Origin of the sequence: Celeribacter neptunius (assembly GCF_900113955.1) — a bacterium.
GTDB classification, from domain to species: Bacteria; Pseudomonadota; Alphaproteobacteria; order Rhodobacterales; family Rhodobacteraceae; genus Celeribacter; species Celeribacter neptunius.
In genome coordinates this window covers 1,108,901-1,122,185 of record NZ_FORH01000001.1, presented here as the reverse complement: position 1 = coordinate 1,122,185, position 13,285 = coordinate 1,108,901, and the positions used below count along the sequence as shown (strand labels likewise).

At 62.0% G+C, this 13,285-nt stretch carries 10 protein-coding genes; 7 read left to right on the top strand and 3 right to left on the bottom strand.

Annotation, left to right across the window (positions count from 1 at the left end):
* Position 1: 1 nt before the first annotated feature.
* Together BM151_RS05495 and BM151_RS05490 are read right to left on the bottom strand one after the other, a co-directional pair.
* Positions 2–1,354, bottom strand: coding sequence for a GH1 family beta-glucosidase (locus BM151_RS05495; RefSeq protein WP_090058677.1), 1,353 nt, complete (start codon positions 1,352–1,354; stop codon positions 2–4).
* A gap of 355 nt (positions 1,355–1,709) precedes the next feature.
* Positions 1,710–2,744 carry a substrate-binding domain-containing protein gene (locus tag BM151_RS05490; RefSeq protein ID WP_090058676.1) on the bottom strand — a complete coding sequence of 345 codons (1,035 nt, stop codon included), beginning with the start codon at positions 2,742–2,744 and terminating at the stop codon, positions 1,710–1,712.
* 316 nt (positions 2,745–3,060) lie between these two features.
* Here BM151_RS05490 and BM151_RS05485 point away from each other — a divergent pair, with 316 nt between their 5' ends.
* The 5 genes from BM151_RS05485 to BM151_RS05465 all read left to right on the top strand — a co-directional run bounded on the left by BM151_RS05485 (position 3,061) and on the right by BM151_RS05465 (position 9,742).
* Positions 3,061–4,344: an ABC transporter substrate-binding protein gene (locus BM151_RS05485; protein ID WP_090058673.1), complete on the top strand. Its 1,284-nt coding sequence runs from the start codon at positions 3,061–3,063 to the stop codon at positions 4,342–4,344.
* Between the two features lie 314 nt (positions 4,345–4,658).
* Positions 4,659–5,660 carry a carbohydrate ABC transporter permease gene (locus BM151_RS05480; RefSeq protein WP_090058670.1) on the top strand — a complete coding sequence of 334 codons (1,002 nt, stop codon included), beginning with the start codon at positions 4,659–4,661 and terminating at the stop codon, positions 5,658–5,660.
* Between the two features lie 12 nt (positions 5,661–5,672).
* Complete coding sequence (locus tag BM151_RS05475; RefSeq protein WP_090058668.1) at positions 5,673–6,935, top strand: carbohydrate ABC transporter permease; 1,263 nt, start codon at positions 5,673–5,675, stop codon at positions 6,933–6,935.
* 27 nt (positions 6,936–6,962) lie between these two features.
* A complete protein-coding gene (locus BM151_RS05470; RefSeq protein ID WP_090058665.1) occupies positions 6,963–8,618 on the top strand; it encodes an alpha-glucosidase in 1,656 nt (551 codons plus the stop codon).
* 32 nt (positions 8,619–8,650) lie between these two features.
* Entirely contained in the window at positions 8,651–9,742 is a 1,092-nt protein-coding gene (locus BM151_RS05465) for an ABC transporter ATP-binding protein (RefSeq protein ID WP_090058662.1), read from the top strand.
* Between the two features lie 54 nt (positions 9,743–9,796).
* On the opposite strand, the gene BM151_RS05460 is transcribed toward BM151_RS05465, so the two are convergent.
* Positions 9,797–10,102, bottom strand: a complete 306-nt coding sequence (locus tag BM151_RS05460) for a YciI family protein (RefSeq protein ID WP_218151321.1) — start codon at positions 10,100–10,102, stop codon at positions 9,797–9,799.
* Between the two features lie 224 nt (positions 10,103–10,326).
* Here BM151_RS05460 and BM151_RS05455 point away from each other — a divergent pair, with 224 nt between their 5' ends.
* Both BM151_RS05455 and guaB read left to right on the top strand, forming a co-directional pair.
* Positions 10,327–11,328: a TDT family transporter gene (locus BM151_RS05455; protein ID WP_090058659.1), complete on the top strand. Its 1,002-nt coding sequence runs from the start codon at positions 10,327–10,329 to the stop codon at positions 11,326–11,328.
* 161 nt (positions 11,329–11,489) lie between these two features.
* Positions 11,490–12,941, top strand: a complete 1,452-nt coding sequence (gene guaB, locus BM151_RS05450; RefSeq protein ID WP_090058656.1) for an IMP dehydrogenase — start codon at positions 11,490–11,492, stop codon at positions 12,939–12,941.
* Positions 12,942–13,285 lie beyond the last annotated feature (344 nt).

Sequence of the window (13,285 nt, the reverse complement as noted above, 5' to 3'; positions counted from 1 at the left end):
CTCAGGTCCGTTCAATCAGGGTCTTGAGCATGTGATACGAGGCTTTCGGTGTCCGCTGCAAGCTTTCGAAGTCGACATGCACCATGCCGAAGCGCCGCTCATAGCCGAAGGCCCATTCATAATTATCGAGAAGCGACCAGTAAAAGAATCCTTTCAGGTTCACCCCGGCGTCGATCGCATCCTGCATTGCCGCCATGTGATCGGCGATATAGGCGCAGCGCTCCGGATCATTGACCTCGCCATTCCTGAGATGATCGTCCCAGGCCATGCCATTCTCGGTCACCATGATCGGCAGGTCACCGACATAATCGCGCGACAGGCGGGTCAGAAGCGCGCGGAGCCCTTCCGGGTAGATCTCCCAGCCCATCTGGGTGGTGGCGAGATGGCCCTGGGCCGGTTTCGTGTGCGGCCAGGGGCTGTCGGCGTCATGGGCGACAAGCTGGCGGAAATAGTAATTCACCCCGAGCCAGTCGATCGGTTGGGCAATCGCCGCCATATCGTCTTGCCAGCCCTTCGGCAGATGGGCTTCCAAACCGACAAGCGCCTCTTTCGGATACTGCCCCTTGGCGATGGCTTCGATGAACCAGCGGTTGTTGGTGGCGTCCTGAGTGGCGGCGGCGGCGATGTCGGCCTCGCTGTCGCTGGCCGGGGCGGCATGTTCGAAATTGATCACGATGCCGAGGTTCTTGCGGTTTTTGGCCCGCAGCCGCGTCATCGCCTCGCCATGGGCCTTGAGCACATAATGCATGGAGCGCGCCGCCGCGCGGATATTGCGCATTCCCGGCGCATGATGGCCGAGCATATGCGACAGGTAGGAGACGCACCACGGCTCGTTGATGGTGGCGATGGAGGCCATGCGATCGCCGATTTGCTCATCGATCACCTCGACATAATCGCCGAACCAGCGATGCACATCCGGATTGGTCCAGCCACCGAGATCGGAGAGCGCGGCAGGCAATTCCCAATGATAGAGCGTCAGATGCGGCTGCAGCCCGCGCTCCAGAATCGCATCGGTCAGCCGGTCGTAATAATCGAGCCCTTCGCGGTTCACGGCGCCGCGGCCCTCGGGGATCACCCGGGCCCAGCTCGCCGAAAACCGATAGGCATCGAAATTGCCGTCTTTCAGCAGGTCCATATCCGCGCCATAGCGATGATATTGGTCACAGGCCGTGGCGCCGTCCTCGGCGCGAAGCACATTGCCGGGGGTGGCGGCGAATGTGTCCCAGTGGGTCAGCCCGGCATTGCCGAACTTGTGACCTTCGACCTGATAGGCGGCGGTGGCGGCGCCAAAGATGAAATCCTTGGGGAAGGCGCTGCGGCGGATATCGCGGGTTTGGGATGGGGTCTGGGGCATGTGTTTCGCCTTTCGTCCGTGTCTCGGTCTGTGTCAGGTCTGGGGCAGGTCCGGAGGGGGTAGCGATAACATCTGCATCGCTGCGAAGTTGCGATCCTGTCGTCCGGAGGATGATTCCAATGCGACGCCCCGGGTAAGCTGTCGTGGCGAGCTTACCGGGCGGAGCGGGGGTGAGGCAAGCTCAAAGCGCTTTGAAATTTTCCGAGATCGGACGCGCAACCGTGATGCGCCCGGCGACGGATCGGAGGTGGGGCGTTTGCGCTATCATCGAAGGGGATGGCGGGGCGGGCCAAAGCTTGCACGCGCCCGCGGTCGGCAGATGCAGGCGGAAGGCAGGCAGATGCTGGGCACTGGGTCAAATGCGCTGCGGCGCCGGTCCTGTGGTCTGGCCGATGATCAGATCCGCATTCAACAGCACATGACGGCGCGGGCTGTCCTTGTTCGTGATCTGCTCCATCAAAAGCTCGGCGCAGATCCGGCCGGCCTGGCGCACGGAAGAGCGCGTGGCGGTGTAGATCGGTTCATCGGACCCGTTGCGCAGATAGGAGAGATCGTCGTCATGTACGATGAGCGAGACATCCTTGCCGATCTTCAGCCCGGCGGTGTCCAGGGCGCGGCGCACACCGAAGCCGATGATGATCGACGAGGCCAGCACCGCGGTCGGCGGATCGCCCAGTTCCAACAGTCTGGACGTGGCGGAAAACCCATATTCTTCCGTCATTTCCGAGGAGGCGCAAAGCTCCGGGTCCTCCGGGAGCCCCGCCGTTTCGAGGGCCGTGCGATAGCCGATCCGGCGTTTTGCCGCGAAATCCATGTTTTCCAGCCCGTTCAAAAGCGCAATGCGGCGATGGCCGAGTTCGATCAGGAATTGCGTGGCGCGCTCGAACGCCCGGCTGTTGTTCATGTCGACCCAGGAATAATCGCCCTCGGAGCTGCTGCCGGAGCGCCCATGCACGACAAAGGGCATGCCGATCTCGAGCAACAGGTTGATTCGCGGGTCATTCTCCTTCGGGCCGTGGACGATCACCCCGTCGACCGACCCTTTGGCGGCGATCTTGCGATAGGCGTCGGATTCGCCGCTGTCGGGCACCACCGAGAGATGCATGTCGAAATTTTCGCGCGAATAGATCTCGGAGGCGCCGGCGATGAAATCGGTGAACACCGGGTTCACCACCTCATGTTCGGTCGAGAGCGGGATCACATGGCCGACCGCATGGTTGCGCCCGGTCGCCAGGCCGCGGGCCCGGGTGTTGGGTGTGTAATTATGCTGTTTTGCAGCTTTCATGACCTTCTTGCGGGTCAGTTCCGACACTTCCGGATAGCCGTTGAGCGCCCGCGACACGGTGGTCTGGGACAGTCCAAGCAGGGCAGAAAGCTCTTTGAGGTTCATTTTTGACCTTCAGTGTCGTGGTTTGACGTCAGGCTAGCCTCATGCAGGGGGGCAGGTAAAGTCATGCTGCGACAGCCTATGGGGTTGTGAACCGGTGACGTACCGTAAACGTAAACGATTTCGGTCATTTTTTCGCCCTCGACGCGGCTCGGAGCTTGATCCGAGTCATTGACTCCTCAGGATGCATGAGAGAGGCTGTGCGCGTGTCAAAGCGCTTTGGTGAACTTGTTTGATTGGTTTCGAACCGATTGATTTTTAACCTGATGGCGCTAGGCTTCGTTTGCCCGTGTCCGGGTATGAAAACTGGGAGGTTTACATGAAAAAGACACTTTATTCCGGCGCAGCTCTGCTCGCGCTGGTCGCTGGCGCAGCACAGGCCCAGGACCTGTCGGGTCAGCAGTTGACGATCGCCGGCCCCTGGATCGGCGCTGACCAGGAAATGGTCGAACAGGTGCTCGCGGTCTTCGAAGAAAAGACCGGTGCAGATGTGCGCTACGTCGGCTCCGACAGTTTTGAACAGCAGATTGTGATTGATGCAGAGGCCGGTTCCGCGCCGAATATCGCGGTGTTCCCGCAGCCGGGTCTCGCCGCCGACATGGCCAAGCGCGGCTTCCTGTCGCCGCTGCCCGAAGGCACCGAGCAATGGGTGCTCGACAATTACGCCGCGGGTCAGTCCTGGGTCGATCTCGGCTCCTACGCCGGCCCCGATGGCAACAAGGCGCTTTATGGATTTTTCTACAAGGTCGATTTGAAGTCGCTGGTCTGGTATGTGCCGGAAAACTTCGAGGATGCGGGCTATGAAGTCCCGACCACGATGGAAGAGCTCAAGGCGCTCACCGAACAGATCGTCGCCGATGGCGAGACGCCCTGGTGCATCGGTCTGGGCTCCGGCGGGGCCACCGGCTGGCCGGCCACCGACTGGGTCGAGGACATGATGCTGCGCACGCAGCCGCCGGAAGTCTATGACGGCTGGGTCTCCAACGAGGTGAAATTCGACGATCCGCGTGTGGTCGCCGCAATCGATGAATTCGGCTGGTTCGCCCGCAATGACGCTTTCGTCTCCGGCGGTGCCGGGGCCGTGGCCTCGACCGATTTCCGCGACAGCCCGAAAGGTCTCTTCACCTCGCCGCCGCAGTGCTACATGCACCGTCAGGCCTCGTTCATCCCCGCTTTCTTCCCGGAAGGCACCGTGGTGGGCGAAGATGCGGATTTCTTCTACTTCCCGGCCTATGCCGAGAAAGACCTCGGTCAGCCGGTTCTGGGCGCCGGGACGCTCTGGGCGATCACCTCCGCGAGCCCGGTGGCGGATGCGTTCATCGAATTTTTGGAAACTCCGGAAGCCCACGAGGCCTGGATGTCGCAAAAAGGCTTCCTGACGCCGCATAAAGGCGTCGACAAGTCGAAATTCGGCGATCCGACCACTGCGGCGATGAACGAGATCCTTCTGGGCGCCACGACTTTCCGCTTTGACGGTTCCGACCTGATGCCGGGCGGGGTTGGCGCTGGTTCCTTCTGGACAGGTATGGTCGACTATGCCGGCGGTGAACCCGCCGCGGATGTTGCCAAGTCGATCCAGGAATCCTGGGACGCGCTGAAGTAATCTTCGCAACACGCGCTTTCCCCCCGGCCCAGTGGGTGCGGGGGGAAATTGCCCGAAGATCACGGTAAGAGATCAGGGCAAGAGATCAGGCGATGGATCAGGACAAGGGAGCGGGGCAAAAGGGTCGGGGACGGCCCGATCGCAAGCGTTTCCACCCGTTCTGATCGACCGCAAATCCGGCCAGCCCGCATCATGGGGCGCCGTGCCGGAAAGATGTGAGCGGGTGCCAGACCGGCGCGGCAGCCTCCGGGGAGCGGGGGCAGGGGCGGCGCAAGGACCGGCACAACCGGCACGAGACAGAGGGAACGGCACATATGCATCCGGCAATTCAGGGTCTTTTGACCATCGTCATCGGCGTCGGCGCCTGTATCGGCTATTTCTATTTTTCCAATATCATCCTCGACAAGGTAATCTTTCCGGCGCGGGGCGCGCATGCGGGACGCAATATCAACCGTGCCAATCTGGTGCGGCCCTGGCTCTTCCTGATGCCGGGTCTCATGGCGCTCGGGCTCTATCTCGCCTATCCGGTGTTCGAGACGCTGCGCCTCTCGCTGACCGACCGCGATCTCGGCGGCGCTTTCGTCGGGCTCGAGAATTACCGCAAAATGTCGGATGACCCGAAATTCTGGGAGGCCATGCGCAACAATGCCTTCTGGCTTCTGGTGGTGCCGGCCATGTCCACGGCCTTCGGGCTGCTGGTGGCGCAATTGACCGACCGTATCCGCTGGGGCGCTCTGGCCAAGTCCCTGATTTTCATGCCGATGGCGATCTCCTTTGTCGGCGCGGCGGTGATCTGGAAACTGGTCTATGACGCCCGGCCTCTTGGGACCGAACAGATCGGCATTCTCAATGCGATTTACCTGGGTCTCGGTGGCGAGAGCCCACAAACTTGGCTCACCATCCCGTTCTGGAACAATTTCTTCCTGATGATCGTGCTGATCTGGATTCAGACCGGCTTTGCCATGGTGATCCTTTCGGCGGCGCTCAGGGGCGTGCCCGAGGAGACCATCGAGGCGGCCATCGTCGATGGCGCCAACCCGTTCCAGATCTTCTTCAAGATCAAGGTGCCGCAGATCATGGGCACGATCGTCGTCGTGTGGACCACCATCACCATCGTCGTGCTGAAGGTCTTCGACATCGTGTTTGCGATGACCAACGGCCAATGGGAGACGCAGGTTCTCGCCAATTACATGTATGACAAGCTGTTCCGCTCCAATGACTGGGGCGTCGGCTCGGCGGCGGCCATGGTGATCATGCTCCTGGTGACGCCGATCCTGGTCTGGAACGTCTATAACGCACGCAAAGAAATGAAGTGAGGGAGCGGGATCATGGACAATATTGCCGGTAAGAAACCCGCCCTGATCTGGGTCACCCATCTCTCGGTGCTCCTTCTCGTGCTGCTGTGGCTGTTCCCGACCGTGGGGCTTTTCGTGTCCTCCTTCCGGTCGGCCGATCAGATCGCCAGCTCAGGCTGGTGGAAAGCCCTGTTCCCACAGGTGCAGAACACGATGATCCGCACCGCCGCGCCGGCGACCCAGCAGATGATCGACGGCAATTACGTGATCGAAGGCAATCTCTTTGCCGAAGATGGCTCCAAACCCGGGACGATCTCGGTCTGGGGCACCTCGTCGCGTGCGATCGACGCCTATCAGGCCGGCGAGACCGCCGATATGGGCGAGGATGGCCGGCTGACGGTCGAGGAGAATGGCGATTACCGTCTGGTCAATGGCACGGAGTTTTCCGGCTCGCGCGGCGAACGGGTCTTTCTGACCGCGAAAACCCCGCCGAGTTTCTCCTTCGACAATTACCGGACCGTGCTGTTCGCCGGTCAGGCCACCGACAAGATGGGCAAGGCCTTCATCAACACCTTTACCGTGACCATTCCGGCCACGGTCATTCCGATCCTGATCGCGGCTTTCGCGGCCTATGCGCTGGCCTGGATGGATTTCCGGGGCAGGGCATTCCTGATCGCGGTGATCGTCGGGCTCCTGGTCGTGCCGCTGCAACTGGCGCTCATCCCGCTCCTGAGCTTTCATGGCTCGGTTGTCGAATGGTTCGTTGCGCTGGCCGGCACGCCGATGGAAGGCAATGCCCGGCGCTTTGCCGAAGTTGGCGCGCTCGGGCGGATGTTCGGGTTCGAACCCGGCGACACGATCAATTCCAAGGGCTATCTTGGCGTCTGGGCGGCGCATACCGGATTTGGTCTGCCGCTCGCCATCTATCTCTTGCGCAACTACATGGTCGGCCTGCCCAAGGACATCATCGAGAACGCCCGGGTCGACGGCGCCACGGATTTCCAGATTTTCACCAAGATCATTCTGCCGCTCAGCTTTCCGGCGCTGGCCTCCTTTGCGATCTTCCAGTTCCTCTGGACCTGGAACGACCTTCTGGTGGCGCTGGTCTTCCTGATCGACAGCTCCGGCGACACCACGGTGATGACGCGTCAGATCGTCGAGCTTCTGGGCACCCGCGGCGGCAATTGGGAAATCCTCGCGACCGCGGCCTTCGTCTCGATCGCCGTGCCGCTCACCGTCTTCTTCTTCATGCAGAAATATCTCGTGCGCGGTCTCTTGGCCGGCTCGGTAAAATAACGAAACACATCTCTAAGAGCACACGAAATGACAGCAATTTCCTCCTCCTCCGCTGGTTTCACCCGTGAAAAGGACTGGTGGCGCGGCGCCGTGATCTATCAGATCTATCCGCGTTCCTATCAGGACAGCAACGGCGACGGCATCGGTGACCTTCTGGGCATCGTGCAACGTCTGCCTTACATCGCCTCGCTCGGCGTCGACGCGATCTGGATTTCGCCCTTCTTCACCTCGCCGATGAAGGATTTCGGCTATGATGTCGCCGATTATTGCGATGTCGATCCGATGTTCGGCTCGCTGGCGGATTTCGATGCGGTGATCGACACGGCGCATCAATACGGGGTCAAGGTGCTGATCGATCTGGTGCTGTCGCACACCTCGGATCAACACCCGTGGTTCGTCGAGAGCCGCGAGGACAAGAGCAATCCGAAATCGAACTGGTATGTCTGGGCCGATGCCAAACCCGATGGCACGCCGCCGAACAACTGGCTGTCGATCTTCGGCGGCTCTGCCTGGCAATGGGATGGCGGGCGGATGCAGTATTATCTGCACAATTTCCTGACCTCGCAGCCGGATCTCAATTTCCACGAACCCGAGGTGCAACAGGCGCTCTTGGATGTCGCCGAATTCTGGCTGCATCGCGGGGTCGACGGGTTCCGGCTCGACACGATCAATTTCTACACCCATGACGCCGAGCTGCGCGACAATCCGCCCTTGGCACCGGAAGAGCGCCAGGCCAAGACTGCACCCTCGGTGAACCCCTACACCTGGCAGAACCATATCTACGACAAGTCGCGGCCCGAAAACCTCGACTTCCTGCGAAAACTGCGCGCGGTGATGGAACCCTATAATGCCGCGGCCGTCGGCGAGGTCGGCGACGACCAGCGCGATCTCGAGATTCTGGGCGAATACACCGCCGGCGACGATCTCATGCATATGTGCTACGCTTTCGATCTCTTGTCGGGTGACACGCCGTCGCCGGATTATATCAAGACCGTGATGGACAAGGTGGCTGAGGTGGCCTCTGACGGCTGGGCCTGCTGGGCCTATTCCAACCATGACGTGATGCGGCACATGTCGCGCTGGCATCTCGATCCGATGGGCGCGCGTGCCTTTACCACGCTGATGATGTGCCTGCGCGGCTCGGCCTGTATCTATCAGGGCGAGGAGTTGGGCCTGCCCGAGGCGGAGCTGAGTTTCGAAGACCTTCAGGACCCCTATGGCATCCAGTTCTGGCCGGATTTCAAGGGTCGTGACGGCTGCCGCACGCCGATGGTCTGGGAGCGGTCCCAGCATCATGGCGGTTTCTCCAATGCCGGGCAGACCTGGTTGCCGGTGAGCCCGGAGCACTATCCGCTGGCCGTGGCGCAATCGGAATACGATCCCGGCGCGATCCTGCACCATTATCGTCGGGCGATCGCCTTCCGGCACGCCCACAAGGCGCTCAAGACCGGCGAGATGACCGATATGCGGGTCGATGGCCCCTGTCTGGTCTTCACCCGCAAGAATGACGAAGAAGAACTGTTCTGCGCCTTCAACCTGTCCGATCAGCCGGCTTCGCTCGCGGCGCCAAAAGGCGATTGGCATCAGGTCGGTAGCGAATTGAATTCCGCCTCCCCGATGGAGGATGGTAAACTGCATCTGGGCCCGTGGCAGCCGGCGATCATGCTGCGTGAAAAGGTCTGAGAGACCGGGCAAGAGGTAACGGGAGAGAGAGAATGGCAGATTTGAAACTGGATGGCGTGGCCAAGGTCTATGGCGGCAAGGTCGAAGTCCTCAAGGACATCAACCTCGACATCAAGACCGGCGAGCTGATCGTCTTCGTCGGGCCTTCGGGCTGTGGCAAGTCCACGCTTCTCAGGATGATCGCGGGGCTGGAGCGGATCTCCGGCGGCACGTTTGAGATCGACGGGGTGCGGATGAACGACGTGCCACCGGCACAGCGCGGCATCGCCATGGTGTTCCAGAGCTACGCGCTCTATCCGCATATGACGGTCTATGACAACATGGCCTTCTCGCTCAAACTCGCCAAGAAATCGAAGGAGGAGATCCATCAGGCGGTGATGAAAGCCGCCGGGATTCTTCAGCTCGAAGACTATCTCGACCGTCTGCCCAAGGCGCTTTCGGGCGGTCAGCGTCAGCGCGTCGCCATCGGCCGCGCGATCGTGCGCGATCCGAAGGTCTATCTCTTCGACGAACCGCTCTCGAACCTCGACGCGGCTCTTCGCGTCGCCACCCGCCTCGAGATCGCCCAGCTCAAGGAGTCGATGCCCGAGAGCACGATGATCTATGTGACCCACGATCAGGTCGAGGCGATGACGCTCGCCGACCGGATCGTGGTGCTGGCGAACAAGGGCATCGCCCAGGTCGGCAGCCCGCTCGATCTCTACGAGCGTCCGGACAATGAATTCGTGGCGCAGTTCATCGGCTCGCCGGCGATGAACCTTCTGTCCGGCGAGATCATCGAAACGGGGGCGATGACCAGGGTCAAACTCGACGGCGAAGGCTTCGCCAGCTCGGCCATCCCGACGACCGAGGCCGACATGGGGCGCCGGGTCAATATCGGTGTGCGCCCGGAAGACATGCATCTGGCCGAGGGCGATGCCATCGTCGACGGGGTTGTCGATGTGGTCGAGGCTCTGGGCGAGGTGACGCTTCTGTATTTCGTCGCCGAACGCGGCAACGATCCGCTGATCGCCAAACTGCCGGGGATCCATGCCGGGCTGCGCGGTCAGACCGTGCGGCTCACCGCGCCGCCGGAAAAGGTCCATCTCTTTGCCGACGGGCTAACGATGCGGCCCAAGGGCTGAAAACAGCTCAGGAGAACAACCAAAGGCGTCCCATTGGGGCGCCTTTTCGTTCAGTCAGTTTTGCAGCGCCGGTGCGCGCTTGACCGGATTGAATTCCGTCACCCGGTAGGTGGCCAGCCCGTTGGTCTGGAACGGGTCCTCCGCCAGCGCCGCCTCGACCGTGTCGCGACTGTCGGAGGCGGCGAGGATCACACCGCCGTCGCGCGGCACTTTCGGACCAGACGCGAGAAACAGGCCGGAGGCATAATGCCGTTCGAGAAAGGCGATATGCGGTCCCAAGGCCTCGTCAATCTGCGCAAGTGGCACGCTATAGGTGATGTCGACCACGAACAGGTGGTAAGTCTCTGGAATAACAGCCATGATCTCACTCCCTTTGGCTCGCTCCAGCATGGGCCGAACCCGCCGCCGGGTCAATCCGGCATCATGCAGCACGTTGGGAAGAGGGGCGTCGGGCAGGTCCTGGCGCCCGGGCACCGCGACATTGCGGCGCGCCCGATGAGCCGCGCTTGTGGGCGGGAAAGGCTTTCGCGCCGGCACGGCGGGTGATATTCAGGCCGCGCAATATGAGTGCGAAAGGCCGAGAGATGTCCCAGACACCCCCGCGTATCATGCCGAAACCGTTCAATACCGCGCCGCAAGGGCTGTGGCGGGCGACGCCGCCGGCGATCTTTCCGCCGATCATGGGGCTTTTGGGTCTGGGGCTTGCCTGGCGCAATGCCGCCAAGCTGTTTCCCTCGGCGCCCGACTGGATCGGCGAGATGATCCTCGGGGCGGTCTCCTTGCTCTATCTTTTCGCTGTCGTGGCCTATCTGGCCAAGGTGGTGCGGCGCCCTTCCGTGGTGGCCGACGATCTGCGCATCCTGCCGGGGCGCGCCGGGCTTTCCGCCGGTGCCGATGCCGGCTTTCTCTTTGCCGCCGTGTTGGTGCCTTACTCTGCGGGGCTGGCCAGGCTGGTGCTGGTCCTGTCGCTCATCGCGCTCACAACGGTGGCGGGCTTGACCATTCGGTCTTTCCTGATCGGACCGGCGGAGCAGCGCCGGGTGACCCCGGTCTGGCACCTGACCTTCGTCGGTTTCATCCTCGCACCGCTTTCCGCCGTGCCGCTGGGCTATCTCGGGATGTCGCAGTTCATTTTCGCCACCACCCTGCCGATCGCGGCGGCGATCTGGGCGATCTCGGCGATGCAATTCGCCCGCGCCGATGTGCCGCCGCCGCTGCGGCCGCTTCTGGCGGTGCATCTCGCGCCTGTCTCGCTCTTCGGTATCGTTGCCACGCTTCTGGGCTACACCACGCTGGCGCTGGCCTTTGCCTGGATCGGGCTGACCGCGCTTGTCGTCTACCTGATCGGCATTCGCTACCTGACCAAGGGGGATTTCTCCGCGCTTTGGGGGGCTTTCACCTTTCCCCTGGCGGCCTTTGCCAATCTGATGTTCTCGGCCGCGACGCTGGCCCCCATACCGTTTCGTCTCGTCGGTGGGGTGGAGCTGGTCGGGGCGACGCTGGTGATCGTCTTCATCGCGATGAAAATCATGCAGCTCTGGACCCGAGGCAAGCTGGCGAAAGCCACCAACGCCGCCACGGTGTGAACCGTTCAGCACCTGCAAGACCACTGTCAGGGCCGCCTCCCACCGGAGCGCGGCCCTAAATCTTGTGTGACATCCGGGTAAAATCCACAAATGCCCCTTTCCTTGGGGAAACATCCGTGCAATAGGGACGTGCCAAACCGTATCCCACATGGAGAGACCTGATGGAGATTCGCGAGGCGCTTACCTTCGATGACGTATTGCTTGTTCCGGCTGCATCTTCCGTGCTGCCGTCAACGGCGGACACCAAGACTTTTGTCACCAAGAACATCCAGCTGAACATTCCGCTGATGTCCTCGGCGATGGACACGGTGACCGAGGCCCGGATGGCGATTGCCATGGCCCAGGCCGGCGGTGTCGGTGTGATCCACAAGAACCTCAACGCCGAACAGCAATCCATCGAAGTGCGCCGCGTCAAGCGTTTCGAGAGCGGTATCGTCTACAACCCGGTGACGCTCACCGCGGATCAGACCATCGCCGATGCCAAGGCGCTTTGTGCCCAGTATAATTTCACCGGTTTCCCGGTGATCGACGAGAGCCGCCGCGTGGTCGGCATCGTCACCAACCGCGACATGCGGTTTGCCACCTCGGATGACACGCCCGTGTCGCAGGTGATGACCTCCTCGGATCTGGCGATCCTGCAAGAGCCCGCCGACCGGGACGAAGCCATTTCTCTCATGAAAGCCCGCCGGATCGAGAAACTGCTGGTGACCGATGCCAAGGGGCACCTCACCGGGCTTCTGACCCTCAAGGACACCGAGCAAGCGGTGCTCAACCCCTCGGCCTGCAAGGACAGTCTCGGCCGTCTGCGCGTCGCCGCCGCCACCTCGGTGGGCGACAGCGGCTTTGAGCGCTCGGAACAGCTCGTGGATGCCGGTGTCGACATCATCGTCATCGACACGGCGCATGGCCATTCCCAGGGCGTGATCGACGCCGTGGCACGTGCCAAGAAGGAATTCGGCGACAAGGTTCAGATCATCGCCGGCAACGTCGCCACCGGCGAAGCCACCAAGGCGCTGATCGGCGCGGGTGCGGATGCGGTCAAGGTCGGCATCGGCCCGGGCTCGATCTGCACCACCCGCATGGTCGCCGGCGTCGGCGTGCCGCAGCTCACCGCGATCATGGATTGTTCGACCGCAGCCGGTGACGTGCCTGTCATCGCCGACGGCGGCATCAAATTCTCCGGCGATTTCGCCAAGGCCATTGCCGCCGGCGCCTCGGTCGCCATGGTCGGTTCGATGATCGCCGGCACGGATGAAAGCCCGGGCGAGGTGATCCTCTATCAGGGGCGTTCGTTTAAATCCTATCGTGGCATGGGCTCGCTCGGCGCCATGGCGCGCGGCTCAGCGGATCGCTATTTCCAGAAGGATGCGGCCTCCGACAAGCTCGTGCCCGAAGGTATCGAAGGCCAGGTGCCCTACAAGGGCCCGGTCGGCACGGTGCTGCATCAGATGGTCGGCGGGCTTCGCGCCGCCATGGGCTATACCGGCTGTGCCACGGTTCCGGAGATGAACAAGAACTGCAACTTCACCAAGATCACCGGGGCAGGGCTCAAGGAAAGCCACGTCCACGACGTGCAGATCACCCGCGAAAGCCCGAATTACCGGATCGGATAACGGGGCAGGGGGCGCCGACGCCCGCCACAGGAACGTCGCGGCCGTTGCAGGCACGATCGATCCGCCCATTGACACGACAAAGGCTTGCCAGGTCTCTCTGGCAAGCCTTTGTTTTTGGGGCTCACGATCCGGGCGCCGCTCATCATGGGGACAGGTGAAACGGCAGGGGGGAAACTGGCGGCTGTCATCATGCCCGTTTCGGGGGGCTGGCGGAGGGTGCGGCCCGGCGGAGGAAACCCGATGCCAGGTGCCGCCAGAGAGGCATTGACCGTTTCGCCGCGCGGGCAGCGGAGCGTTCTGCGCGCCGGGCCTGACGAAAGGCGCGAAGATTGGCGCGCTCCCGG

Bases quoted from the DNA above. Each gene is read 5' to 3' on its own strand.
- BM151_RS05490 (WP_090058676.1), bottom strand. From the start codon at position 2,744: ATGAACCTCAAAGAGCTTTCTGCCCTGCTTGGACTGTCCCAGACCACC.
- BM151_RS05470 (WP_090058665.1), top strand. From the start codon at position 6,963: ATGACAGCAATTTCCTCCTCCTCCGCTGGTTTCACCCGTGAAAAGGAC.
- BM151_RS05485 (WP_090058673.1), top strand. From the start codon at position 3,061: ATGAAAAAGACACTTTATTCCGGCGCAGCTCTGCTCGCGCTGGTCGCT.
- BM151_RS05475 (WP_090058668.1), top strand. From the start codon at position 5,673: ATGGACAATATTGCCGGTAAGAAACCCGCCCTGATCTGGGTCACCCAT.
- BM151_RS05465 (WP_090058662.1), top strand. From the start codon at position 8,651: ATGGCAGATTTGAAACTGGATGGCGTGGCCAAGGTCTATGGCGGCAAG.
- BM151_RS05480 (WP_090058670.1), top strand. From the start codon at position 4,659: ATGCATCCGGCAATTCAGGGTCTTTTGACCATCGTCATCGGCGTCGGC.
- guaB (WP_090058656.1), top strand. From the start codon at position 11,490: ATGGAGATTCGCGAGGCGCTTACCTTCGATGACGTATTGCTTGTTCCG.
- BM151_RS05455 (WP_090058659.1), top strand. From the start codon at position 10,327: ATGTCCCAGACACCCCCGCGTATCATGCCGAAACCGTTCAATACCGCG.
- BM151_RS05460 (WP_218151321.1), bottom strand. From the start codon at position 10,102: ATGGCTGTTATTCCAGAGACTTACCACCTGTTCGTGGTCGACATCACC.
- BM151_RS05495 (WP_090058677.1), bottom strand. From the start codon at position 1,354: ATGCCCCAGACCCCATCCCAAACCCGCGATATCCGCCGCAGCGCCTTC.